The 22,311-nt window shown below is 38.4% G+C and carries 19 protein-coding genes; 4 read left to right on the top strand and 15 right to left on the bottom strand.

Annotation, left to right across the window (positions count from 1 at the left end):
- Positions 1–13: 13 nt before the first annotated feature.
- The 3 genes from ACWOEC_RS06955 to ACWOEC_RS06945 all read right to left on the bottom strand — a co-directional run bounded on the left by ACWOEC_RS06955 (position 14) and on the right by ACWOEC_RS06945 (position 2,760).
- Positions 14–727: a ThuA domain-containing protein gene (locus ACWOEC_RS06955; protein WP_455306929.1), complete on the bottom strand. Its 714-nt coding sequence runs from the start codon at positions 725–727 to the stop codon at positions 14–16.
- Complete coding sequence (locus ACWOEC_RS06950; protein ID WP_297077586.1) at positions 724–1,812, bottom strand: Gfo/Idh/MocA family protein; 1,089 nt, start codon at positions 1,810–1,812, stop codon at positions 724–726. Before ACWOEC_RS06950 ends, ACWOEC_RS06955 begins: the two co-directional genes overlap by 4 nt.
- Before the next feature lie 69 nt (positions 1,813–1,881).
- On the bottom strand, positions 1,882–2,760 hold the full coding sequence (locus ACWOEC_RS06945) for an AraC family transcriptional regulator (protein ID WP_455306927.1): 879 nt from the start codon (positions 2,758–2,760) through the stop codon (positions 1,882–1,884).
- 525 nt (positions 2,761–3,285) lie between these two features.
- Between ACWOEC_RS06945 and ACWOEC_RS06940 the strand changes: the two genes are divergently transcribed.
- Entirely contained in the window at positions 3,286–4,884 is a 1,599-nt protein-coding gene (locus ACWOEC_RS06940) for an MFS transporter (protein WP_455306925.1), read from the top strand.
- A gap of 77 nt (positions 4,885–4,961) precedes the next feature.
- On the opposite strand, the gene ACWOEC_RS06935 is transcribed toward ACWOEC_RS06940, so the two are convergent.
- Complete coding sequence (locus ACWOEC_RS06935; RefSeq protein ID WP_455306923.1) at positions 4,962–5,333, bottom strand: hypothetical protein; 372 nt, start codon at positions 5,331–5,333, stop codon at positions 4,962–4,964.
- A 140-nt stretch (positions 5,334–5,473) separates the two neighbouring features.
- Here ACWOEC_RS06935 and ACWOEC_RS06930 point away from each other — a divergent pair, with 140 nt between their 5' ends.
- Both ACWOEC_RS06930 and ACWOEC_RS06925 read left to right on the top strand, forming a co-directional pair.
- Positions 5,474–5,935 (top strand): GNAT family N-acetyltransferase, encoded by a 462-nt coding sequence (locus ACWOEC_RS06930; RefSeq protein WP_455306921.1) that lies wholly within the window; start codon positions 5,474–5,476, stop codon positions 5,933–5,935.
- A gap of 57 nt (positions 5,936–5,992) precedes the next feature.
- A complete protein-coding gene (locus ACWOEC_RS06925; RefSeq protein WP_455306920.1) occupies positions 5,993–6,136 on the top strand; it encodes a hypothetical protein in 144 nt (47 codons plus the stop codon).
- 428 nt (positions 6,137–6,564) lie between these two features.
- On the opposite strand, the gene ACWOEC_RS06920 is transcribed toward ACWOEC_RS06925, so the two are convergent.
- Both ACWOEC_RS06920 and licT read right to left on the bottom strand, forming a co-directional pair.
- Positions 6,565–8,463, bottom strand: a complete 1,899-nt coding sequence (locus tag ACWOEC_RS06920) for a beta-glucoside-specific PTS transporter subunit IIABC (protein WP_455306918.1) — start codon at positions 8,461–8,463, stop codon at positions 6,565–6,567.
- 94 nt (positions 8,464–8,557) lie between these two features.
- The gene (gene licT / locus ACWOEC_RS06915) at positions 8,558–9,394 is read right to left on the bottom strand and encodes a BglG family transcription antiterminator LicT (protein ID WP_455306916.1); all 837 of its coding nucleotides are present in this window, start codon (positions 9,392–9,394) and stop codon (positions 8,558–8,560) included.
- Positions 9,395–9,576: 182 nt separating this feature from the next.
- Between licT and ACWOEC_RS06910 the strand changes: the two genes are divergently transcribed.
- Positions 9,577–10,305 carry a DUF554 domain-containing protein gene (locus ACWOEC_RS06910; RefSeq protein WP_455306914.1) on the top strand — a complete coding sequence of 243 codons (729 nt, stop codon included), beginning with the start codon at positions 9,577–9,579 and terminating at the stop codon, positions 10,303–10,305.
- 50 nt (positions 10,306–10,355) lie between these two features.
- Here the strand turns inward: ACWOEC_RS06910 and ACWOEC_RS06905 are convergent, their stop codons facing one another.
- The 9 genes from ACWOEC_RS06905 to murQ form a co-directional block, all read right to left on the bottom strand.
- Complete coding sequence (locus ACWOEC_RS06905) at positions 10,356–10,544, bottom strand: hypothetical protein (RefSeq protein ID WP_297077566.1); 189 nt, start codon at positions 10,542–10,544, stop codon at positions 10,356–10,358.
- A gap of 57 nt (positions 10,545–10,601) precedes the next feature.
- Complete coding sequence (locus ACWOEC_RS06900; protein WP_455306911.1) at positions 10,602–11,936, bottom strand: TrkH family potassium uptake protein; 1,335 nt, start codon at positions 11,934–11,936, stop codon at positions 10,602–10,604.
- Positions 11,937–12,029: 93 nt separating this feature from the next.
- Complete coding sequence (locus ACWOEC_RS06895; protein ID WP_455306909.1) at positions 12,030–14,780, bottom strand: cation-translocating P-type ATPase; 2,751 nt, start codon at positions 14,778–14,780, stop codon at positions 12,030–12,032.
- A 297-nt stretch (positions 14,781–15,077) separates the two neighbouring features.
- A complete protein-coding gene (locus ACWOEC_RS06890; RefSeq protein ID WP_455306907.1) occupies positions 15,078–18,218 on the bottom strand; it encodes an AAA family ATPase in 3,141 nt (1,046 codons plus the stop codon).
- A gap of 1 nt (position 18,219) precedes the next feature.
- On the bottom strand, positions 18,220–19,416 hold the full coding sequence (locus ACWOEC_RS06885; RefSeq protein ID WP_297077559.1) for an exonuclease SbcCD subunit D: 1,197 nt from the start codon (positions 19,414–19,416) through the stop codon (positions 18,220–18,222).
- Between the two features lie 104 nt (positions 19,417–19,520).
- A complete protein-coding gene (locus ACWOEC_RS06880; RefSeq protein ID WP_455306905.1) occupies positions 19,521–20,027 on the bottom strand; it encodes a QueT transporter family protein in 507 nt (168 codons plus the stop codon).
- A gap of 124 nt (positions 20,028–20,151) precedes the next feature.
- Positions 20,152–20,895 (bottom strand): 3-oxoacyl-ACP reductase, encoded by a 744-nt coding sequence (locus tag ACWOEC_RS06875; protein WP_455306903.1) that lies wholly within the window; start codon positions 20,893–20,895, stop codon positions 20,152–20,154.
- A complete protein-coding gene (locus ACWOEC_RS06870) occupies positions 20,892–21,113 on the bottom strand; it encodes a DUF2829 domain-containing protein (RefSeq protein WP_297077555.1) in 222 nt (73 codons plus the stop codon). Before ACWOEC_RS06870 ends, ACWOEC_RS06875 begins: the two co-directional genes overlap by 4 nt.
- 124 nt (positions 21,114–21,237) lie before the next feature.
- Positions 21,238–22,134 (bottom strand): N-acetylmuramic acid 6-phosphate etherase, encoded by an 897-nt coding sequence (gene murQ / locus ACWOEC_RS06865; protein WP_455306900.1) that lies wholly within the window; start codon positions 22,132–22,134, stop codon positions 21,238–21,240.
- Positions 22,135–22,311 lie beyond the last annotated feature (177 nt).

Here is a 22,311-nt window from a genome sequence, read left to right as displayed (position 1 = left end):
AACAATCACCACCCTAATTTAATTGTTCAAGCGCTACATGATGTCCATAAGTAGGGTAGACACTATCAGTTGGATTTGCCCAGTGAATCGCATTTTTGATTACGCGTTGAACTTTTTCATTGTAGTAAGAAGGATAGGTTTCATGCCCTGGTTGGAAATAGAATATTTTTCCATTCCCATGATAATACGTACATCCACCTCGAAAAACCTCTCCACCTTGATACCAATTCAAGAAAATCAATTCATCTGGTACGGGAATATCAAAGTGCTCCCCGTACATCTCTTCTTGTTCTAGTTCGATCATTTCACCAATTCCTTGTGTAATCGGATGGCTTGGTGCAATATTCCAAATACGACAACGCTCATTGGCTTCACGCCATTTCAAATCACAAGATGTCCCCATCAATTTTTTAAAGATTTTAGAAAAATGTCCTGAATGGAGTACAATCAGTCCCATTCCTTGAAGAACACGGGAATATACGCGTTCAACAATAGCATCTGATACTTCATCATGAGCAAGATGTCCCCACCAAATCAGCACATCTGTTTCATTTAGACGCGCTTCTGTTAGGCCGTGTTCAGCTTCATCTAGCGTAGCCGTTTGGACAACGAATTCTTCTTGTAAAAAAGATTTTAGTTGTTCATGGATGCCATCTGGATAGACTTTTTTAACGTTCTCATCTGTTTGCTCATGTCGAAACTCATTCCAAATCGTAACGTGGATCATACGTGTGCTCCTTTCATCATCACTGGTTCACCCGTTCGGGCAGATTCGTAGATTGCTTCTAAAATCTCTGTCACTACCAAGGCTTCTTCTGGTTTTACAACTGGATCGGTATTGTTCAAAATAGCTTGGACAAATGAGCGTGCTTCTAAAACAGCAGGATCATTCCCTTCTCCTTCATAAAAATCAACGCCACCCGTTTCAAGTTCGATTTTCTTTTCAAATAATAGACCATGATCTTCCCCATTTAAGGTCAGACCATCATTCATATCTGCTCCACCTTTTGTTCCCATCAAAGTCGTTTTTGCTTCTTTTACATCTAAACTATTCAATGCCCAACTCGCTTCCAATGAGATCGTTGCACCATTTTCCATGACCACAAATCCAAAGGCAGCATCTTCCACTGTAAATTTTTCTGGATCCCAAGAGCCCCAAGCATTGGCTGCATTTTTTATTTGTGATAGATGATGGTACGTATTGCCCACAACGTATTTTGGACGATAGTTGTTCATCATCCATAGTGTAAGATCTAGAGCGTGTGTCCCAATATCGATCAGTGGACCACCACCTTGTGCTTCTTCATCTAAGAAAACTCCCCAAGTAGGGACTGCTCTTCTTCTGACCGCATGCGCTTTGCCCATGTAGATCTCACCTAATCCACCTTCTTGGCAGACTTCATGTAAATAAGTAGAATCTGTTCGGAAACGATTTTGATAGCCAATCGTCAATTTTTTCCCACTTTTTTTCGCAGCTTCAATCATCGCTCTTGCTTCTGTACTTGTTTTGGCCATTGGTTTTTCGCACATCACATGTTTGTTTGCCTCTAAGCTTGCAATCGTAATCTCTGCATGGGAATTATTTGGCGTGCACACGTGAATGACATCGATTTCTGTATCCGTTATCATTTCTTTGTAATCAGCATAAACAGTTGCATCCTTTGTTCCGTATTGCTCTTTTGCTTTTACCGCTCGTTCTACTTCGATATCACAAAATGCCACCAGCTCGACTTCTAAAACCTGACTTAAAGCTGGTAAATGTTTCCCATTGGCGATTCCGCCACATCCGATAATCCCTACTTTTAATGTCATAAAAAAAACCTCCGCTATCTTTTGTATGTCTTTATCCTACAAAAAATAGTGAACGTTTTCTTCCTTGATTTAAGTAGACTTATTCCCGAATATTGTCTTTTGAAATTTTAATGGTGAAATCCCAACTTGTTCTTTAAAGACATGATGAAATGTTTTCACACTATGAAAACCCGCCCGTTCTGCTACTTCGATCATCGGACATTTTTCATTGGCTAAAATATATTTGGCTTGATTGATCCGATAAGTCGTTAAAAATTGTATAAATGTCTGACCAGTATGTTTTTTAAAAAAGCGAGCAAAATAATACGGACTAAATCCAACAACCTCGGCAACTTCATCTAACGTGATGGGCGTATCGAATTGTTGTTCTACATAGATAAACACTTGATTCAATCGTTCTAAAGCTTCTTGATTAACTGTAGCTTCTACAAAACTATCTTCTTTTGTTGCATCACGTAAAGGCATTTCACGACAATACAAGACAATAATCTCAAATAATAAACTCGTGATCATGTAACTATATCCACTGTTAAGTTGCACCATTTCGTCAAATAACTTAGTGAGTGTCGTCATCATCTTTTGACGAAGTTCTTCTGTCCATTCAACACTATAAAAACTAGATAATTGAAAACGGTGGATTACTTCGTTGCTCGAAATATCATAGTTCGTTCCATTGCGTATTAAGTTTAAATCAAACTGAAAGACACGTCGTTTACTGTTTGGAGAAGCTAAAAAATAATGAGTTTCTCCGCTAGAAAATATGAATATCTCTCCTTGGTGCACTTGAAATAATCGATTTCGATAACCGATCGTAACGCTTCCTTCTACCACATGAATAATTTCGATTTCTTTATGCCAATGTGGAGGGACAACGACTTCACCTTCATTTTCAAACGCACGAAAGGGTAATGACAAAGGCCAAGTCGGAATCTCTAAAAATTCGCTCATAGATCTGCTCCTTTTCATTAAATTCTTTGCTTATTATACCATTTTTGAAGAAAACGGTTTCTATTTTTTCATTTTGAAGCATCTAGTCATATGATTCACAGCACATCAAGTATACTAATATTATCTATTTCTTATAAAGGAGTTTTACGTATGAAAAAAATTTGTCGTAAATGTGTGCAGTGTTCATTTTCCGTCTATTTACTTCTTGCGATTTATTGCTTTTTAGCGGGTATACTATTAACTTTTTTAGATTCTAGTACTTGGTGTCGCACTGTGTTTTCACCACTATTTCCGATATTATTTGATACAAATTGGGTTTTTCCACTCGGTATGTTTCTTCGGTATATTTCACTACTTTTTTTATTCTTTTCATTGATTTTGCTAACCTTTACCAACAAAATAGAATAACAAATATTCTTTTATATAATTCTACTAGTTTTCCATACACCTAAAGTGACAAAGTGTCACTTTAGGTGTATACTAAGACCACGTTAGGTATTTAAAATTAAATTTGAGGTGAAGAAAATGGAAAATAAGACTAAACCATTTCCACATAAATGGTGGGCTCTAACTGTTTTAGCACTATCTGTTTCATTAGTAGTTATCGATGGAACAATCGTCAATGTCTCCTTACCTGTCATCATGCGTGATCTAAAATTAGATTTTACTGATGCAGAATGGATCATCACACTTTACTCTTTAATTTTTTCTGCATTATTGATTACAATGGGACGGATTGCCGATCACGTTGGTCGTAAGAAAGTCTTGATTACTGGAATTATCATTTTTATTGCAGGCTCTATTTTAGCTAGTTTTTCATCCAATATTACAACAATGCTGATTGCTCGTGCATTGCAAGGAATTGGTGGGGCAGTCGTTTTGCCTACTACTCTTTCTGCGGTAAATTCGTTGTTTTTTGGTAAAGATCGAATTTTAGCTTTTGCCGTTTGGGGTTCTGTGATTTCAGGTATGGCTGCTTTAGGACCATTACTTGGAGGTTATTTTACAACGTATCTAAACTGGCATTGGATTTTTTATATCAACTTACCAATTGGCATTTTTATTATCTTAGTAGCTTTGAAAGTCTTGCCTGAAACATATGGAGAAAAGATGACAAATGGCTTTGATATTTTAGGCTTTATCTTGTCTACAGCAAGTTTATTGCTCTTAGTATTTGGTATCATCGAAGGACGTAACTATGGCTGGTGGAATGTCAAAGAAAGTCATCCAACCTTTTTAGGATTATCGATTATTCCCTTCTTGTTGGCAGCAGGCTTGATTTTGATGGCAATTTTCTTATTTTGGGAAAGTCATCTGCGTAAACAACAAAAATCTGTATTATTAAACTTAAGTCTTTTCTCATTCAAAAGTTTTTCATTGGGGAATATCGTAGCCGGTGTTGTGGCAATCGGTGAATCTGGATTATTGTTCTTATTGCCTTTATTTTTACAAAATATTTTAAATCTTTCTCCGATGAAATCTGGTGGAATTTTAGCTGTGATGGGTGTGGGTGCCTTTTTTGCCGGAGGATCTGCTTCATTTATAGTTCAAAAAACGTCTGCTCGTTTTGTTGTTTCATTAGGGCTATTACTTGAAACGATTGGGTTTGTTGGCTTCTTTCTAACGGTCGATCCTGGCATTGCTTTATGGGTCATCACCTTATGGTTAGTAGTGTATGGTTTTGGATTAGGACTTGCTTCAGCACAGTTGACCTCGATCGTCTTACAAGATGTCCCTACGACTCAATCCGGACAAGCTTCTTCTGTTCAATCTACGATTCGTCAAATCGGATCTGCTTTAGGGATCGCTATTATCGGAACGATTTTTGTCAGCTATTTACAACACGATGTCCCTTCTTCATTAAACCAATTTGAATTAGCCCAACCAGTCCAAACGATGGTTGAAAAATCCGTTGTCGATAGTGCTGGTTCTTCGATTCCAAGTTTACGAGAAGTACCTGCTGAAAAATTAAATATCACACAAGATACGAAAACAAAAGTATTTGAAAAAATCGATGCTACATTTACAACCAGTGTAGGCAAAACGATTGGAATTTCATCTTTAGTAATGCTTTTGAGTTTCTTCTTAACATTTGGATTAAACAAAAAGAAACGTAAAGCTTAAAAAATGAGGCCGTGACAGGAATTTGTCACGGTCTCATTTTTATAGTGCGAACGAAAATCGCTATTAGTACTCATCTACTATTTTTGATTGAGATACTTCATCGTTCTAGGTACGAGATAACGTAAATGCCACCAAATCAGTAAAAAGAAACAGCTAGGAACAATCCAATTGATCCAAGGAATTTCATAGTGTGCAAAACGATTCACGATATACGTCGCATACCAACTACAATAAATGCTTAAAGAAAGATCGCGAAAATAGTAGATTTTTCGTTGTAGTTGTTTTTTTAATTGAATGTCATATTTTAGGGCAAAATTTTGTGGGTCGATCATTAAAGTAATCAACGTGCCAAAAATACCAAGCTTTCCAGTGTGATCAGCGGCTAAAATAAAGAAAGATATAATCATGACCAGTGGGATATATTTTAGTCCTTCTTTACAGACACGCATAAAAAACCTTCCTTTCTTTCAAGCTTCATGGTAAACGTACTAAAATGAAGAGAAACGAGCCATTGATTGTTCTTTTTTTTAGCTATCAATTTTGTTACGCCGTATTCATGCTATACTACACTAAAAAAGGAGCAATTAACATGAAACTGATTCCTATGACACAAGCAATTTATCCAGATTATCTAGAACAGGCTATTAAAGATTTCGCAGAAGATAAAGTCAAAGCAAACACTTGGAGTAAAATAGAAGCACTTGCACGTTCAAAAGAAAGTTTCGCAACATTATTACCCGATGGCTTAGCAACTACAGGCCATTATTTATTGATGATTGAGCGAGCTCAAGAAGTTATTGGGTATACATGGATTTACTTTGACGGTTTAAAATCCGAAGAAGCCTTTGTGTATGACTTTTTACTATTCGAACAGCATCGTGGAAAAGGCTATGGTCAAGAAGCGATGCACGCTATCAAAACGTTTTGTCATGACCTAGGCGCAACCAAATTATCCTTGCATGTTTTTGGTCACAACCAACGTGCCTTACATGTTTATGAAAAAGTGGGCTTTGTCGTTACTGATTATTCATTATCGGTTGATCTAGTTTAGGTAAAGTTAAGGTTGGGCTTTTATACTCTGTGTATACCAACTAAAGGAGTGTTGTTTATGATTATAACTCAATTTACTATACCTGCTGCTCAATTAGAAAGCTATGCACCCAAAATCGTCACTTTAGATTATCAAATCGTTCCTTTACCAAAAAAAGAAGAAGAATGTTTAGAAACCTATACAGTGGAAACTAGTTATTAGTGGTTGAACTTTTAAAAAAAGCGTATACTAAAGAAAAGGCTTTTAAGGAGTGATCATCATGTGGGAAATACTTGGAATCGGTATATTAGCTATCGTGTTTATCGTGATTTTTAAAATGAATCGATCACCGGTTTACTAAACAACACCAAACGATGCTTTGATAACCTTTAAAACAGAAGCGGATAGTCTAGCGTTTTTAGCGAATCAAAAAGTTCAAAACTTAACCGAATGAACACCTTACGATCAATCAACCTATAAGGGAACTGTAGCTCTATCGACATCGCAATTGCAAGAACTGATCTGTAAAGAATGCCATCTCGAAAAAGACCATATCAACGTGACACGTCCTTATGATACCAATATGAGTACGCGTTGGATACGATTTTAACAAAAAAACCTGACAGCAAATGCTGTCAGGTCTTTTTTATCTATTTTATCACACGCATCAAATCAGATTTCGCTGTGATTTCACCCGTTTGGATCGGCATAATTTCTGTCATATCGACCGAGTTTGTGATCACAACTGGGGTTACTGGATTGTATCCAGCTTTAGTTATGATATCTAGATCAAATGTCAATAAAGCCTCTCCTTGGGTAACGGTTTGTCCTTTTGTTACTAGATACTGATACCCGGCACCATCAAGTTGAACAGTATCGATACCTACGTGGATCAACAATTCAACACTCGTTTCACTCGTCAATCCAATCGCATGTCCACTATCAAAAATCGCACTTACAGTTCCACTAAATGGTGCATAAACCGTATCTTCAGTTGGAATGATCGCCATCCCTTTTCCTAAAATCTCTTCTGAAAACATCCCGTCCTGGATTTCAGCAAGTGGGATAACATTTCCGGTCATTGGTGACGTGATCAACGTCGTCGTTTTAGCTAAACTATTTGGATTTTCATTTGCTTTAGGTTCTTTCATCGCTGCTTCTAGTTGGGCATCGGCTGTTTGAATTTCGGTGACTTTATCGCGATATAAGATCAACGTTAAAATAAATGTTACTACAATACTTACTGCAGCACCGATACATGCGTAGTAGAAATAGCTTAAGGTATTATCACCAATATAACTAGGTAATGTCAATAAACCTGGTGAACCACCAGAAAAATTACGTACGCGTAAAATCCCCATGAGTAAGCCACCAACACCTCCACCGATCATTGAAGCATATAGTGGAGTTTTAAAGCGTAAGTTGACCCCATATAATGCTGGTTCAGTGATCCCAAAAATCCCGGTCACCCCTGCTGAAAAGGCCAATTGTTTGATGGCTTTGTCTTTAGTTTTCACGCCCACTGCTAGTGATGCGGCCCCTTGGCTGACATTAGAGGCTAACATTCCCGGATAAATGACTGTATCATACCCTGTTGTGACACGGTTATTGATACCAATTGGTACTAAGCCATAATGTGTTCCAGTGGCAATAAATAACGGCGTAAAGGTTCCAATGATCAATGGCACGATCCAAGGACTTACCGTTTCAAGAGATTTAATTCCTGAAGATAATAATTCACTTAAATAATATCCTAAAGGACCTAAAACAACTAAACTGACTGTTCCCACAATGGCAATCGAGATCAAGGGTTTACTAAAGAATTTGATGACATTTGGTGAGATACGATCCGCAAATGGCTCCACGTAAGACAATAACCAAACAGTCAAAATGATCGGGATTACCGATGAAGAATAGGACACTGCGGCGATGGGAAGACCAAATAATGCAATCGATCCGCCCCCTTCTTTGACCGCATTGACCATCATAATAAATGTTGGATGGAGTAAGATTCCACCTAACATCATCGCGAGATACATATTCGTTTTAAATTTTTGTGCAGAAGAAGCTGCCAGTAAGATCGGCAAGAAATAAAAAGCAGCATCGGCCATGAAATTTAAAATTTGATAACTTTGGGCATCGACCGTTAACACTTTAAAGACAACTAAAATCGATAGGACCGCTTTTAACATCCCAGCTGCCGTAATTGCCGGTAAGATCGGTGTAAAAATCCCTGTGATCGTATCGATCACTTTTGAGAAAACCGATTTCTTGGTTGTATCTTCTGGCACTTCATTGTCTTGGATGTTGATTTGATTCATGATCGCTTTGTAGACATTCGCCACATCACTTCCGATAATGACTTGGTACTGGTCACCGGCAATCGTAACTCCCATCACACCTGCTGTATTTTTTAACGTTTCATCATTGGCTTTTTGATCATCGTGCAAATTAAAGCGTAATCTCGTCGCACAATGCGTCAACCCTTTGATATTTTTTTCGCCGCCAACTTGTTCGATGATTGTCATCGCTAATTTGTTATAATCCATTTGAGTTCCTCCTTAATTAAATAACTTAAAGTATAAAAAAAGACCCAACTATGGTTTTCCATAGTTAGGTCTAGCCTGCCGAACAGTAACAATCCTATTTTGTCGTAATTCGTTTAATGTGAATCGTCAGATAGATCAACTCATCTTGATCTAATTTACGATTAAAGTGTTTTAGAATATAATCTCCTATTTTACATGCACAAGCATATTCTTTAGGATATTGTTCTTTTAACCCGTACATAAATTGTGCTGTTTCATCGCCGTCTAAATGAATGCCACTAAAAACACGTTGCACGAAAAATTTTAAATGCGTCACAAAGCGTTCATAATTTAATGAATATTCATCAAGATCCATTGAAAAATGATATTTGACGATCGTTAAAATCGCTTGGATCGTTTGCGTCATTTCAGAAACTTGCGTCATATCTGAATTCGTTAGTTCAGCATTCACAATATGTAATGCAATAAAGCCTGCTTCATCTTCTGGAAGCTTCACGCCTAGGCGTTCATGAATCAAATGCAACGCTTCTTTTCCAATCAAAAATTCATGATTATAAAAACGTTTGATTTCCCATAAAAGAGCATTTTTGATTTCCATCCCTTTTTCAAAACGCTCTAATGCAAAATGAATATGATCAGATAACGTTAAAAAAAGATTTTCGCTCAACGCTTTTCCTAAAGAGACTTTGGCAAAACTTACGATCTCATTGGCGACTTGAATTTGTTCAAGTGGGATCGCTGTCAGCAATTCTGCTAACTTTGATTCATTCCATTCAGTCGTAATCGCATAGACTTTCTCGATTTTATCATCGGAAATCGGATCCCCAATTTTCTTTTGAAATCCAAGACCTTTTCCCATGACGATCAACTCTTGATTGGAGGTGTTTTCTGAGACGACTATGTTATTGTTGATCACTTTCTTGATCTGCATCGCACCCACCCTCTCCAAGTTAGAGTATAGCCCGCAATAAAGCGGTAACAATCTCTCGCAAATAGTACCATACCCTTTCTCACTCGTCAACGTCTGTAAATAAGGTCACAATATTTTTTGCATTGAGTTCTGAAACATGACTTGTTACAATGAGCACAGACTATAAAAAAGGAAGTGACACAATGCCTTTAGGAATCATAATCAATTCAGCGGCGATTTTTTTAGGTGGCATTTTAGGTGCTTTATTTGGCCAACACGTTTCTGAAAAATTTAAATTAGAACTTACGATGATTTTTGGTGCCTGTTCCATGGCGATGGGCGTGTATGCGATTGCCCCAATGGTCTACATGCCCGCTGTGATCTTTGCCGTCGTATTAGGTACTGCTTTTGGTCTTTTGATCCATTTAGGTGAGAAGATCGACAAAGGTGCAGTCTTAATGCAAAAACCGATCAGTAAATTTATGAACAATGATAAGCTTGCTTTAGATCAAGAAGATTTTATCCAAAGCTTAGTGACCATCATTGTGTTATTTTGTGCAAGTGGTACAGGTATTTATGGTAGCTTAGATTCTGGGATGTCTGGTGATCATTCTGTCTTGATCGCTAAATCGATTTTAGATTTTTTTACAGCGGCGATTTTTGCTAGTCAACTTGGATTTGTGGTGTCATTGATCGTAGTTCCTCAATTCATCATTTTCTTTGCGCTATTTTCACTAGCTAAATTTATTTTTCCCCTTACTACACCCGAAATGATCTTAGACTTTAAAGCATGCGGTGGCATTTTAATGATTGCAACCGGTTTTCGAATCATTAAAGTCAAAATGTTTCCCACTGCCGATATGATTCCAGCAATGATCCTCATTTTACCGTTTAGTTGGATGTGGGCCAATTGGATCTTGCCGTTACTGTAACTCATTCAAAATCATAGACAAATAAAAAAGCCGCTAAACTAGCGACTTTTTTACTGTGGATAATTGATATAAATGATTACTAGACCGATCACAAAAATAATCAAGCCAATGATCGTAAACGGAACGGCGATTCCATTCCATGCTTTTTTATTGGTAAAGGCACGCCAGCGATAATTGATCCCTGCTGCGGCTAAAAAGAACAACCCAATAAAAAAGATAATCACTCCTGTTGTTAGCATGTTTCTCACCCCTTACTTGTTAGTATAAAAAAATTTCAGCTATTTGACCAATTTAAACTAGCCTAATAAAACGGATTCTTCTGGATACTTGATTTTTACTTCTTGTTGATAGGTTTTTCTAGAGAGTGAATACAAAATCGTTAAAATTCCAACTCGACCAATAAACATCAAACTGATAATGATCAATTTACCCACTACACTCAAATCAGCCGTGATCCCCATAGTCAAGCCCACTGTTCCAAAGGCAGAGATCGCTTCAAAGGCTAGAGCTACGATCGTTTCTTGAGAAGCTGTTTCAGTAAACGTCAACAAAAAGATACTAAAGGTACAGATTGCAAGTCCTAAAAAGAAAAGCGTCATCGCTTTAGCAACTGCTAATTCTCTAATCGTACGTCCTGAAATCTCCGTGCGCGTACGTCCGCGAAACAGCGAACGCACTTTAGCAAATAACACAGCTAAGGTCGTGGTTTTCAATCCACCTGCAGTTGAACCCGATGTTCCACCAATGAACATCAGCATCATCGTCAACATCAAACCTGATTGCGCCATCGTTGCATAATCCAACGTGAAAAACCCTGCTGTACGTGGTGTCACACTTAAGAAGAACGCATCTAATGCTCTGATCCAACCATTTTTTTCAGGTTGGATCACGTAAAACAATCCCCATCCTAAAACGAGTAAAAAGCCAGTCATTCTCAGTGCTAACTGACTGTGTAAACTTAGTTTTTTACGTGGCCACTGTAAGATATCTAGCCAAACTAAAAAGCCCAAGCCTCCTGCAATGATCAAAAAGCTGATGGTCAATAACACTATTGGATCTGCTTTAAAGCCGATCAAACTCGTCCCAAACAAATCAAATCCCGCATTACAAAAACTTGAAATTGCATGAAATAAACTATACCACAACCCGGTCTTGATTCCATATTTTGGAACGAAACGGGTAGCCAATAATACAATTCCTAAAAACTGGATACTTCCGGCGATTTTTAAAATGGCTAGAGCTAATTTCACTTCTCCCGAACGACTCTCCATATTCATGGACTCACGTAAAATAAGACGCGTACTTAAATGGATCCGTTTTTTACCAACAAAATAAATAAAAATCGGAATCGACATAAATCCTAAGCCACCGATTTCGATCAATATCAGTAAGATACTTTGCCCAAATAGTGTAAATTGTTGGTCGATCAATAATGGCGATAATCCTGTAACACAAATGGCTGAGGTTGCAATAAATAATGCATCGATCGGTGCTAAGATTTCTTGTTGATTACTTATAGGTAAAGACAATAGAATCGCTCCTAATACGATCAATCCTAAAAAGGTTCCGGTAATAATTTCTGCTGGTGAAAAGTGGAATGCTTTTCTTTTTTTACGACGAACGTTTTTCACATTCTTACTCCTTTTTTTATAATGTCTATACTATAACAAAAATCAAAATCGAAAAAAAGAAGAAACAAGTTTCCTTGTCTCTTCTTAAACTCTTTACCAAATTTTGATGCCAAACATTTCTTTGATTCCAGATAAGATAAAGGTTGGTAAGGCTGGAATAAAAATAACCATAAGATAAATTGGGAAAGTTAATGGCGCTGTTCCCATCACCGTATTAAAGAATGGAATAATCGTTACCAAGAATGAAGAAATCGCAGCAAAAGCAACGGCAGCAATCAAACGAGGATTCCCAAATGGATTTCGTCTAAATAGCGTTTTTGAACTTCGAGCATCAAAAACATGCCATAATTGACCATAAACTAGAGTCAAGAATGCGACTGTTTGTGCTTCATTTGCTGACATTCCAGCTTTTGCGGCTAGATAAAAGGCTGCAAATACCACAAGTCCCATGACTGTCCCACGAATCAATACCCGAGACCATGTATAATTGGCCAATACTGATTCTTTTGGATCACGTGGTTGCTCTTTCATGATATCCGATTCCGCTACATCATATCCTAACGAAAATGATGGAACGGCATCACTAACCATATTGACCCACAAGACCATCAAAGCTGTCAGTACAGGCGTCGTTCCAGGAACGTTTCCAATCGTATGCGTAAAGAAGAACAGACCAATCAATAATGATAAAACTTCAGCGACATTTGTCGTTAATTCGTGACGCATAAAGTTTTTGATATTTCCATAAATCGTTCGACCACTTTGGACGGATTTTTCGATCGTCGTAAATTTATCATCTAACAAAATTAAATCTGCCGAATCTTTTGTTACTTCGGTTCCGGCAATCCCCATTGCGATCCCGATATCTGCTACACGTAATGCTGGAGCATCATTGACCCCATCACCTGTCATCGCAACGACTTGACCATGCGCTTGTAATTGTTTGACGATTCGTTGTTTATGTTCAGGTGACACACGCGCATAAACATTCGTTGATTTGACTTTTTCAAACAATTCTTCATCTGTCATCTCTTCTAATTCGACACCTTTAATAACTGGTGCTTCTTTATCCTTTACGATGCCTAATTCGTAAGCAATTGCTCGTGCTGTTTTCTCATGATCACCTGTGATCATCACGACTTCTACATTGGCTTCGTGTAAGGTCTTGATTGATTCTTTGACTTCTTCACGGGCAGGATCGATAATCCCTGCTACTCCAGTTAAAATCAACTCTTGCTCTAATTCTGCTACGCTCGCATCCATTGCTTGTGCTTTTGTTAATGGACGATACGCTACAGCTAACGTACGTAGCGCTTGCTCTGCATAGTCTTCTACGATGGTATTAAAATCTGTTTTTGCTTGTGTTGATGTATCGATTTCATCTTCGATCAGCACACCTTGGCTTTTATTTAAGACAACATCAGGCGCACCTTTCGTATACAACATGTAGCCATCTTGGTTTTCGATCACGACACTCATCATCTTACGATCACTTGTAAAAGGTAACGTACGCACGATTGTTTGATCGCGCAATAATGCATCTTTTTGTACATCAGCTTTTTGTCCCAAAACAGTCAACGCAACTTCAGTAGGATTTCCAAAAGGTTTGTACTCACCATCGACGTTTTTCACTGTTGCTTCATTACATAAAACAGCTCCATATAAGAATGATTGTGCATTTGTCGGTTGTGCTGCTAAAGTTTCGATTGCCCCTTTTGGCGCATAGCCTAGACCCGTTACATCATAAGAAGTTCCGTTCGCTGTAAATTTAACGACCGTCATTTCATTTTTCGTTAATGTTCCAGTTTTATCTGAACAAATATAAGAAGTACCACCTAACGTTTCCACGCTCGTTAGTGATTTGATCAGCCCTTTGTTTTTCGCCATTTTCGCAGCACCGATCGTCAAGACGATCGACAAAACAGCCGGCAATGCATCAGGAATCGATGCGACTGCTAAAGCAATAGAAGTCGACAAAACAGAAGTAATCGAATCGATACTAAATTCACCAGCACGAATAATGCCTACGATAAACGTTAATACCACGATCCCACCTGAAATCAGCATCAACGTTTTCGTCAATTGGCTGACTGTATTTTGTAGTGGAGATTTTTTTGATCCAACTGATTGGATCAATTGGGCAATATTTCCTAGTTCAGTATCTTTTCCGACTCCCACAACGACTCCGACCCCTTGACCGTTAGATACAGTCGACCCTGAAAATCCCATATTGATACGATCGCCGACTTCAACCGTTTCACTAATAACCTCAGTCGTCTTTTGAATCGCATCTGCTTCACCAGTTAGGTGTGATTCGATGACTTGTAACTCATTCGCCTCGATCCATCGAACATCGGCCTCTACAAAATCCCCGACTTGTGCACGTACAATGTCTCCTACTACTAATTCATTTGCTAAGATTTTCTCCCAGTTTCCATCGCGCAATACGGTTGTTTGTCGATTGTTCATCTCCTTTAACGCATTTAAGCTTTTTCGAGCACTAATTTCTTGCCAAAAACCTAAACAAGCATTGATCAAAATCAAAATCAAGATCGCGATGGCTTCATAGAGAGCTTCCACACCATGTTTTGGATCATTTTGGATATTAAATGCATAATAAGAGCTTAAAAACGACAATACAACCGCACCAAGTAAGACGATCACGATCGGTTCTTTAAAATTTTTCAAAAAGACTTTCCAATATGGATCTTCTGCCTCTTCTGGTAATTTATTTTCCCCATAAAGTTCACGTTGATTAAGTACCTGTTTTTGCGATAATCCAGTAGTTGGATCTACTGAAAATTCCTCTAGAATCATTTCTTTTTCTTTTTTATAATGCAGCATATATGTCCTCATCCTTTCATCTTTGAACACAAAAAAAGAGCGCACGACAAGACCGTCCCCTCACCCTTGGGGACTCCGTCTTGAAGCTTGCGCTCAACCTTTTGTTTTATTAAGTTAAGTTTATCTTATCATAAAAAATAACTGTTTTCAAGGTAGATGCTTACTCCTTTTTTTATACCTTCACAAAAGAATCAATTTTAAAACAAGCGTCCTTCGTTATAAAATTAGTCTCTCAAGAAAAAATACGAACAGAAAGAGGTTTTCTTCCTATATACTATCTCTGAAATTAAATAACATTTATTTTAATTCTTGAACCGCTAATGTACTCTGACCATTGCCAAGTTTTTTGATCCAGATTTGTTGACCGATCCGTTCTTTCATTTCATCCACATGACTGATCACACCTACCATACGATTTTCACCAATTTGTTCTAGAGCTTCCATCGCTTGCTCAAGAGTATCTCTATCAAGAGAACCAAATCCTTCATCAATAAACAAAGCATCGATCAACGCTCCATTTGTCGTTGTTTGTACGACTTCAGATAGAGATAAAGCGATCGATAAGGCTGCAATAAAGGTCTCTCCACCAGATAGGGTTTTGGTTGAACGAATCGTTCCAGTTGAAAAGTCAAAGATATCGATATCTAGCCCAGTATCTCGCTGGCCACTCACTTGAGTTGTGTTTAGTAAAAACTCATATCTGCCTTTAGTCAATTGTTTGATGTAATGACGATTGGCATGGGTCAAGACTTGTTCTAGATATTCTTGGGCGACATAGGTTTCCAATTTCAACTTGGATCCCTTCACCCCTTTGATGATTTGATACAACTCGCTCAGTTCATTAAATCGTTGCCCTTTGATCCCTTGTGTCTCTAAAATAGCGATAATCGAATGTGCAACTTGTCGCATTTGATCTAAAATCGTCTCCAGACGAGTTAAGTACGCCATACTCGTTTGATAAACTTGTTCAGCCTGTTCTTTTGCAACTTTTAGCTGAGCCAAATCTACTGGTTCTTGCAATTCGACCGTCTGTTTTAAAGTAGCGATCTCCTCAGCTAAATAACTTTGTTTTTCTTCATACCGACGAATAAATGCATCCCATTCTTTTGCAATCTCTACTTGTGTTAATTGCTCTATCGCCGTTTGTTTCGTCATGCCCTCTGGTAACAACGTGTCGATTTTTTTCTCTGTTTCGCTCAATGCTTGTTGATACGCAAGTTGTTGTTCTTTTAAATGATCGAGTGTGACTTGAAGTGTCAAAACTTGCTGTGCTACTTGGCGCTCTTCATTTTTCAATGCAGTGCATGCTTCATCATATGTCGAAAGCTCCGTTTGTAAATTTTCCTTTTGTTTTAGATAGTCACCATCAGAATCAAGATCCGGATAGCCATGATGCAGTTGTTCGATTTCGGCTTTGGCCGCATCAAAAATGAGTTGTTGCTGTGTTTCTTCACGTTTGCTTTCAGTGATTGCTTGTTCACATTCCACACGTTGTTGTTCAAATGACTCGATCTGTACAAGTTGCGTTTCGTACTGTTCTTTTTGTTGATTTAATACCTCTTCTTGTTCGTTTAGATAGGTTTTGATGACTTGTATGGAGGCATCTGCAGATAATGAAAATTCACTAGACGTCGTAAGCGTTCCATAAAGCGTTTCACATTCCACTTTTAATTGCGCGATCGTCTGTTGATATTCTTCCTGTTGTGTTTTTAAGGTGAGAAGTGTTTGCTCGAGCTGCGCACAAGCCACTTGGCAATCTTGATGCTCTTTACGTACAAGTTCAAGTTCTTGCAACTGTTTCAGCAGTTGACTTTCATCTGCAAGACTATCTGTTTTGAGTTGATGCGTAGTTGAACCACAAACGACACGAGGCTCATCTGGTCGCAGTTCTGCTTGTAATTGTGCAATCATCAAGTTGCGACGTTTGCTTTCTAAATGAACGACTTGCGCTTCTAACTTAACGCGTTGTTGCATTTTAGTTGCCAGTGACGCTTGATGCTGTGCGTATTGTTGCTCGCTTTGTTCAAGTTTGTCGTGGGTTGTCGCAAGCTTTAATAACTCGTCTTGCCACTTGGAACATTGTTCTTTTATTTGATAAAACTTATGAAATGCGGTTTCATATCCAACTTGTTGCTCTAGATTTTCTTTCAAGACTACTTGTTTAGCAATTACAAGCTGGAGTTGTTCTTCCAGAAGCTCTTTTTGTTTTTGCTGTTTTGTTAGTTGAATGAATGCTTGCTGTTTTCGGTTAGTTTCTACTGTCAATCGTTTAGCTGCTTGATCATATTCTTCCAATTGTAAGCTAAGTGTTCGTTTTGTAGCTATCTCTGCTTCTTTTGCTTGATAACAAGCATATTGTTCAGTTAATTGTTGCTGTGTTTCTTGTGTAATAGTGATTTGTTGTTTGACTGACTTGATTTCGTGATCAAGTTCGCTCAATTTTTTTTCATCACGCGTTTGATACTCCAACACGGCAAGCAATGGCTGAACTTGTTGAAATTGCGCGTAGGCGTTTTTTTGTTCGTGGTACTGAGAAGTGAGCTCTACGATTTCTTGTTGATAACGTGTCGTTAATTCGGCTAAACGATCGACTTTTGTTTGAAAGATGGCCGCGTGTTCATAACTTTTTTCATGCTGTTTATATCGCTCTAACTGGTTTAAAACAGTTTTCTGCTGTTTTTCTACAAGTGCTTCATGTTGGGCTAAAACTTCCATCATTACTGCTTTTTTCTCAGCTTCTGGTGTTTGTTGGAATCGCTCTTTGATCTCTTCTGGCCAGCTTGGACTAAGGTAAAGATCTGCTAGCGTTTGCTGTAAGCTTTCAGCATCTTTTTTAGCATCACGATAAGCATTCTCCAAAGATTTTGTAAATTTTGTAAAAATCTGTGTCCCAAAAATCGTTTTTAAGATCGGTAATTTTTCTTCGGTTTTTGAGTGTAAAAATTTTTGCACTTCATTTTGTGGAAGTAAGATGATTTGCTTAAATTGTTCTGCATTGATTTGCAGCAATTCTTGAATCATCTGTCCTACGTCACTAGGTTTACTCGCTAATACTTCTTGTTCTATACCATCGACGGCTGTGATACTGACCAACTTGGCGGTAGCCTTGTGTTCGATAATCTTCGAACCGCGAGCCGCTTTTTTTTCTTGTTTGATCTCGCGCTCGATTTTATATAGCGTTTCTTGTTGACGAAAATAAAAAATGATTTTTGTCAATGGATCTTCTGGCGTTGCAAACGTCGACCGCATTTCTTCTACTTTACGGGTACTTGTGGTTTGCGAAAACAATGCAACGGTCATTGCATCAAAAAGAGTACTCTTTCCAGCTCCGGTATCCCCACTGATCAAAAATAATGGTGCTTGCTCTAGATCCTCAAAATTCAATTTCAATTTACGATAAGGTCCAAAATTCGTCGCTTCTAGTTGCACAGGTTTCATATTAGTTCTCCTTTGCTGTGTTGATTAAAAGTGTTTCGATCAGCTGTTTTTGATAGTCAGACGGAGGACGTTTGGCAATGGTTTCGTAAAAGGTAGCGATCGTCTCTTCAGGAGCCATTTTTTCAACTGTGCTCACTGTTTTTTCTTGATTGTTTCGTTCAAGTTCTTCAAACGTCAAGTCCACGATCCCTTTACCATAGATTTCTTCTAAGCGTGCTCGAATATTGACACCTGCTAGAGCACGGCGATCATAGTCGACAAGATGGAGACTAAACCAAGCAGCTTGAACAGGTTGATTTTGATAAAAAAGTGGATCGCATAATGTTTCAAAAGAAGCCGCTAATGTCACGATCGGCTTTTTGACTGTTAAAGGATGAAAGGTTTTCGTGACACCTTGTTCATCGAGTGTGACTAGGTAAACACCTTTTTGCTTTTCTCGCTGCGCTTCTTGACTATGAAAATGGATCGGGCTTCCACTGTATACGATGTTCTCTTCTGGACTAGCTAAGTGCGTGTGAATATGGCCTAAAGCGACATAATCAAAATCAGCAAACAAATGACTAGGTAAAGTCGCTAATCCTCCAACAGTCGATGTCGTTTCTGAAATACGCAAATTTGTTAAGGTTTGATCCTCTACCGTTTTTGTAACTGCAAAGTGAGTGATCAAGATTTGTTTTTTAGATGGATCCATAGTTTTCTTCATTTCACTAATCAAACGTGTAACACCTTGAGTGATGGTTTTATACGTTTGCACGACGTCTGGTGTTTCAGCTAATTCTTGTTGACAAAAAATCCGAATCTCACTTGGATCGACAAAAGGCAATAGATAAACCTGCGCTTCTTGCGTTTCGATCGGTGAGATACTTTGTTTTAGTGACGTACCTAAATGAAAATCAGCCATCGAATAAAATGTCTGACCAAAACTAAGTCGTTTCGCACTGTCATGATTGCCGCTGATGGCATACACTGGGAACTGTTCTTCACAGACTAAACGTTCGATCATTTGATTTAATAACTCCACAGCTTCAAGTGGTGGAATCGAACGATCGTATAGATCTCCTGCGATCACGATACCATCGACTTGTTCTTTTTTAGCTAGTGCCACGATTTGTTCATAAGCATGCACTTGTTCTTCATAAAGACGAAAACCGTTTAACGTTCGTCCAATATGCCAATCGGCAGTATGTAATAATTTCATAAACTCTCCTCTGATTTCGTTTACCTTATTATAACGGAAATTTTGCAAAGAAAAAAAGAACCACTAACGATTAGTCGTTCTTTTTCCTATTCCCTAAATCTATTTTATTTTGTAAAGTCGATTCGTTTAGCGACCCAGTAAATGATCACACCACCGACTGCCATCGAAGCCAGTTCACCTAAACCAATAATCAACCAATTGATGAAAAACGGTAGCCCACTCACTAATGTCAACTGTCCCGCAATGGTGAACATCGAAAAAGCAAAAACGATTGCAGTAACGATCATTTGAATTTTTCTTGATCGAATTTTACGTGTGAGATAATAATTGATCCACAATACGATCAATGTACTCACACTCCCCACAACGACATCTAACATGCCAAGTGGTGACAATAGATTGGCGATCAGTACACCTAATGTGACTGCCCAAATATATTTTTTGTTGTATAACGATAGATAATTAAACATTTCAGATAAGCGAACTTGAATCGCTCCAAAACTGATTACTGCAAGCAAAAGGGTAATCGCAACATATAATCCTGTAACGATTGCTAATTTAGCCATTTCACTTGTCGTCAGCGTACGTGTTACTTCTTGATTCTTTTCCAAAATACTTCTCCTTTACAAGTCTATCCGACTTGCTTGATACCTACAACCAAAGGACGGGAATAAGTTCCAACTGAAGTGTTGCAGGGCGTTTACCGCTAGTTGTTATCTTACAGGAAAACAAGAACTATTTCAACGTCCAACCGCCATCGATCGGAACAACTGCCCCTTGTAAGTAACTGGCTTGCTCACTCGCTAAAAATAAAGTCAGCTCGGCAACTTCATCTGCACTCGCCCAACGTTTGACCGGTGTTTCTTTAGCGACCCATTTTGCGATCATACCATCACCTTGAAAATCCGCAGCATTCATCGGTGTTTTGATCGCACCAGGTGCAATCGCTTTGACCGAAATCCCTTGATCTGCATAATCTAAAGCAAGTTGCTTCGTAAATCCGACCACTGCATGCTTGAATGTCGTATACGCAATACCTCCCCCACCGGCTACTAACCCGGCTATCGAAGCCATATTGATGATCACACCAGATCCTTTTTCAAGCATTGTCGGTAATACTCGCTTGGTCAAACGAAAATAACTCAATAAATTGGTTTCATAGATTGTTTGAAAAAGTGTCTCTGTCGTTTCTAAAAGCGGACGATACTCATCCAAGATTCCTGCCGTATTCACCAAAATATCAACAGAACCAACGGCATGCTCACAAGTCATTACTGCCGCTTCAAGCTGGGTAGGGTCGGTCACATCGACTTGTTTAAAATGAAAATTTTCTCCCATCGTACGAGTCATCGGTTGTTTATCGATCCCATACACGTAAGCTCCTTGTGCCAAAAAAGCTGCTGCTTGCGCTTCACCGATCCCAGAAGCCACACCTGTGATCAATACTACTTTTTTTTCTAATGATTCATAGTGGTTCATTCCACTAGTACCCAATCATTGGCTAAAATATCGCAAACAGTCGGCGCAAAACTAGAAAATCCTTCATCACTTGTTTTGATCAAAAAGTAAGGCGTGACTGGACAGCCATCAAATACATCGTCTTGAACGAGCGTCACATATAATTCAAATCCGCTCCAACCTTGACGGATAATTTTTTTTCCTTGTTTTAATGCAGGTAAGATTTCTTCAAATGTCATATTTCTTTCTTCCTTTCTTGAACGGAACTAGTATACCATAGCGAGTTAGACAAAAAAATGGATGCAATATGATCTTAAATCCCAAATCGTTGGATTCTGGCATTCTAGATCACATCGCATCCATTTAAATCGTATGTTTAATGAAACCATTTGCTTCAATTAATTTTTTCTGTGCTTCGCTCTTTGAAGAGTTGGTTAAAATCATGACAATCGCAAGTTTTACTTCTTGATCAGCTTGTTCAAAGTAATCCGTTGCGACTTCGTAAGAAACATCAGCCGCTTGCATGATGATCCGTTTTGAGCGCTCCACTAGTTTGGCATTCGTCGGTTGAACATCGACCATTAAATTATGAAAGACTTTTCCAATCCCGATCATACTAATCGTAGAGATCATATTTAAGATCATTTTTTGCGCACTACCTGATTTTAATCGTGTTGAACCAGTCAAAAATTCTGGTCCAGCATCGACTTCGATCGCAAAATCTGCATGTCGACTAATTTCAGCATTTGTATTGCAAGCTAAACTCGCTGTTTTTGCGCCAATTTTTCTAGCATAATCCAAGCCACCGATAACATAAGGAGTACGTCCACTCGCTGCGATCCCGATTACGATATCTTGTTGTTTAAGATCCAATTCGATCAAATCTTTTTCGCCTAATGCTGTCGAATCTTCTGCACCCTCTACAGCTTTCGTCATTGCCTGTTGACCACCTGCGATAAGACCTACGACCATTTCACTAGAAACACCAAAAGTTGGTACACACTCTGCCGCATCCAAAACACCTAAACGACCACTCGTTCCCGCTCCCATATAAATCAAACGTCCACCTTCTTTGAAAGCTGTAATGACTGCTATAATCACTTGTTCGATTTCAGGTAGAACAAACAAGATCGCTTCAGGCACTTTCAAATCTTCTTGATTCATGACAACCAAAGCTTCTTGAATACTCATTTCATCTAAATTAGACGTTTGTTCATTGCGTCTTTCGGTAACCAACTGATCTAAATCGATTTTTGTCATATTATTCTTCCTCTCTATTATAATCATCTGTACGTTATGTATGTATTTTGAAGATTACGTCCATATAATTGTGTAAAAGATAAAAGGCCATGTAACAGCCCTTTTACGGTACAATGTTTTTAACCACAAAAACATACCCAGGAGGACGTTACATGACCCAAGTACATTTTACACTGA

This window comes from Enterococcus bulliens, from assembly GCF_053761865.1.
The sequence above is the reverse complement of the archived record's forward strand: the minus strand, read 5'-3'. Positions and strand labels throughout refer to the sequence as shown.

Bases quoted from the DNA above. Each gene is read 5' to 3' on its own strand.
- ACWOEC_RS06955 (WP_455306929.1), bottom strand. From the start codon at position 727: ATGATCCACGTTACGATTTGGAATGAGTTTCGACATGAGCAAACAGAT.
- ACWOEC_RS06950 (WP_297077586.1), bottom strand. From the start codon at position 1,812: ATGACATTAAAAGTAGGGATTATCGGATGTGGCGGAATCGCCAATGGG.
- ACWOEC_RS06945 (WP_455306927.1), bottom strand. From the start codon at position 2,760: ATGAGCGAATTTTTAGAGATTCCGACTTGGCCTTTGTCATTACCCTTT.
- ACWOEC_RS06940 (WP_455306925.1), top strand. From the start codon at position 3,286: ATGGAAAATAAGACTAAACCATTTCCACATAAATGGTGGGCTCTAACT.
- ACWOEC_RS06935 (WP_455306923.1), bottom strand. From the start codon at position 5,333: ATGCGTGTCTGTAAAGAAGGACTAAAATATATCCCACTGGTCATGATT.
- ACWOEC_RS06930 (WP_455306921.1), top strand. From the start codon at position 5,474: ATGAAACTGATTCCTATGACACAAGCAATTTATCCAGATTATCTAGAA.
- ACWOEC_RS06925 (WP_455306920.1), top strand. From the start codon at position 5,993: ATGATTATAACTCAATTTACTATACCTGCTGCTCAATTAGAAAGCTAT.
- ACWOEC_RS06920 (WP_455306918.1), bottom strand. From the start codon at position 8,463: ATGGATTATAACAAATTAGCGATGACAATCATCGAACAAGTTGGCGGC.
- licT (WP_455306916.1), bottom strand. From the start codon at position 9,394: ATGCAGATCAAGAAAGTGATCAACAATAACATAGTCGTCTCAGAAAAC.
- ACWOEC_RS06910 (WP_455306914.1), top strand. From the start codon at position 9,577: ATGCCTTTAGGAATCATAATCAATTCAGCGGCGATTTTTTTAGGTGGC.
- ACWOEC_RS06905 (WP_297077566.1), bottom strand. From the start codon at position 10,544: ATGCTAACAACAGGAGTGATTATCTTTTTTATTGGGTTGTTCTTTTTA.
- ACWOEC_RS06895 (WP_455306909.1), bottom strand. From the start codon at position 14,780: ATGCTGCATTATAAAAAAGAAAAAGAAATGATTCTAGAGGAATTTTCA.
- ACWOEC_RS06890 (WP_455306907.1), bottom strand. From the start codon at position 18,218: ATGAAACCTGTGCAACTAGAAGCGACGAATTTTGGACCTTATCGTAAA.
- ACWOEC_RS06885 (WP_297077559.1), bottom strand. From the start codon at position 19,416: ATGAAATTATTACATACTGCCGATTGGCATATTGGACGAACGTTAAAC.
- ACWOEC_RS06875 (WP_455306903.1), bottom strand. From the start codon at position 20,895: ATGAACCACTATGAATCATTAGAAAAAAAAGTAGTATTGATCACAGGT.
- ACWOEC_RS06870 (WP_297077555.1), bottom strand. From the start codon at position 21,113: ATGACATTTGAAGAAATCTTACCTGCATTAAAACAAGGAAAAAAAATT.
- murQ (WP_455306900.1), bottom strand. From the start codon at position 22,134: ATGACAAAAATCGATTTAGATCAGTTGGTTACCGAAAGACGCAATGAA.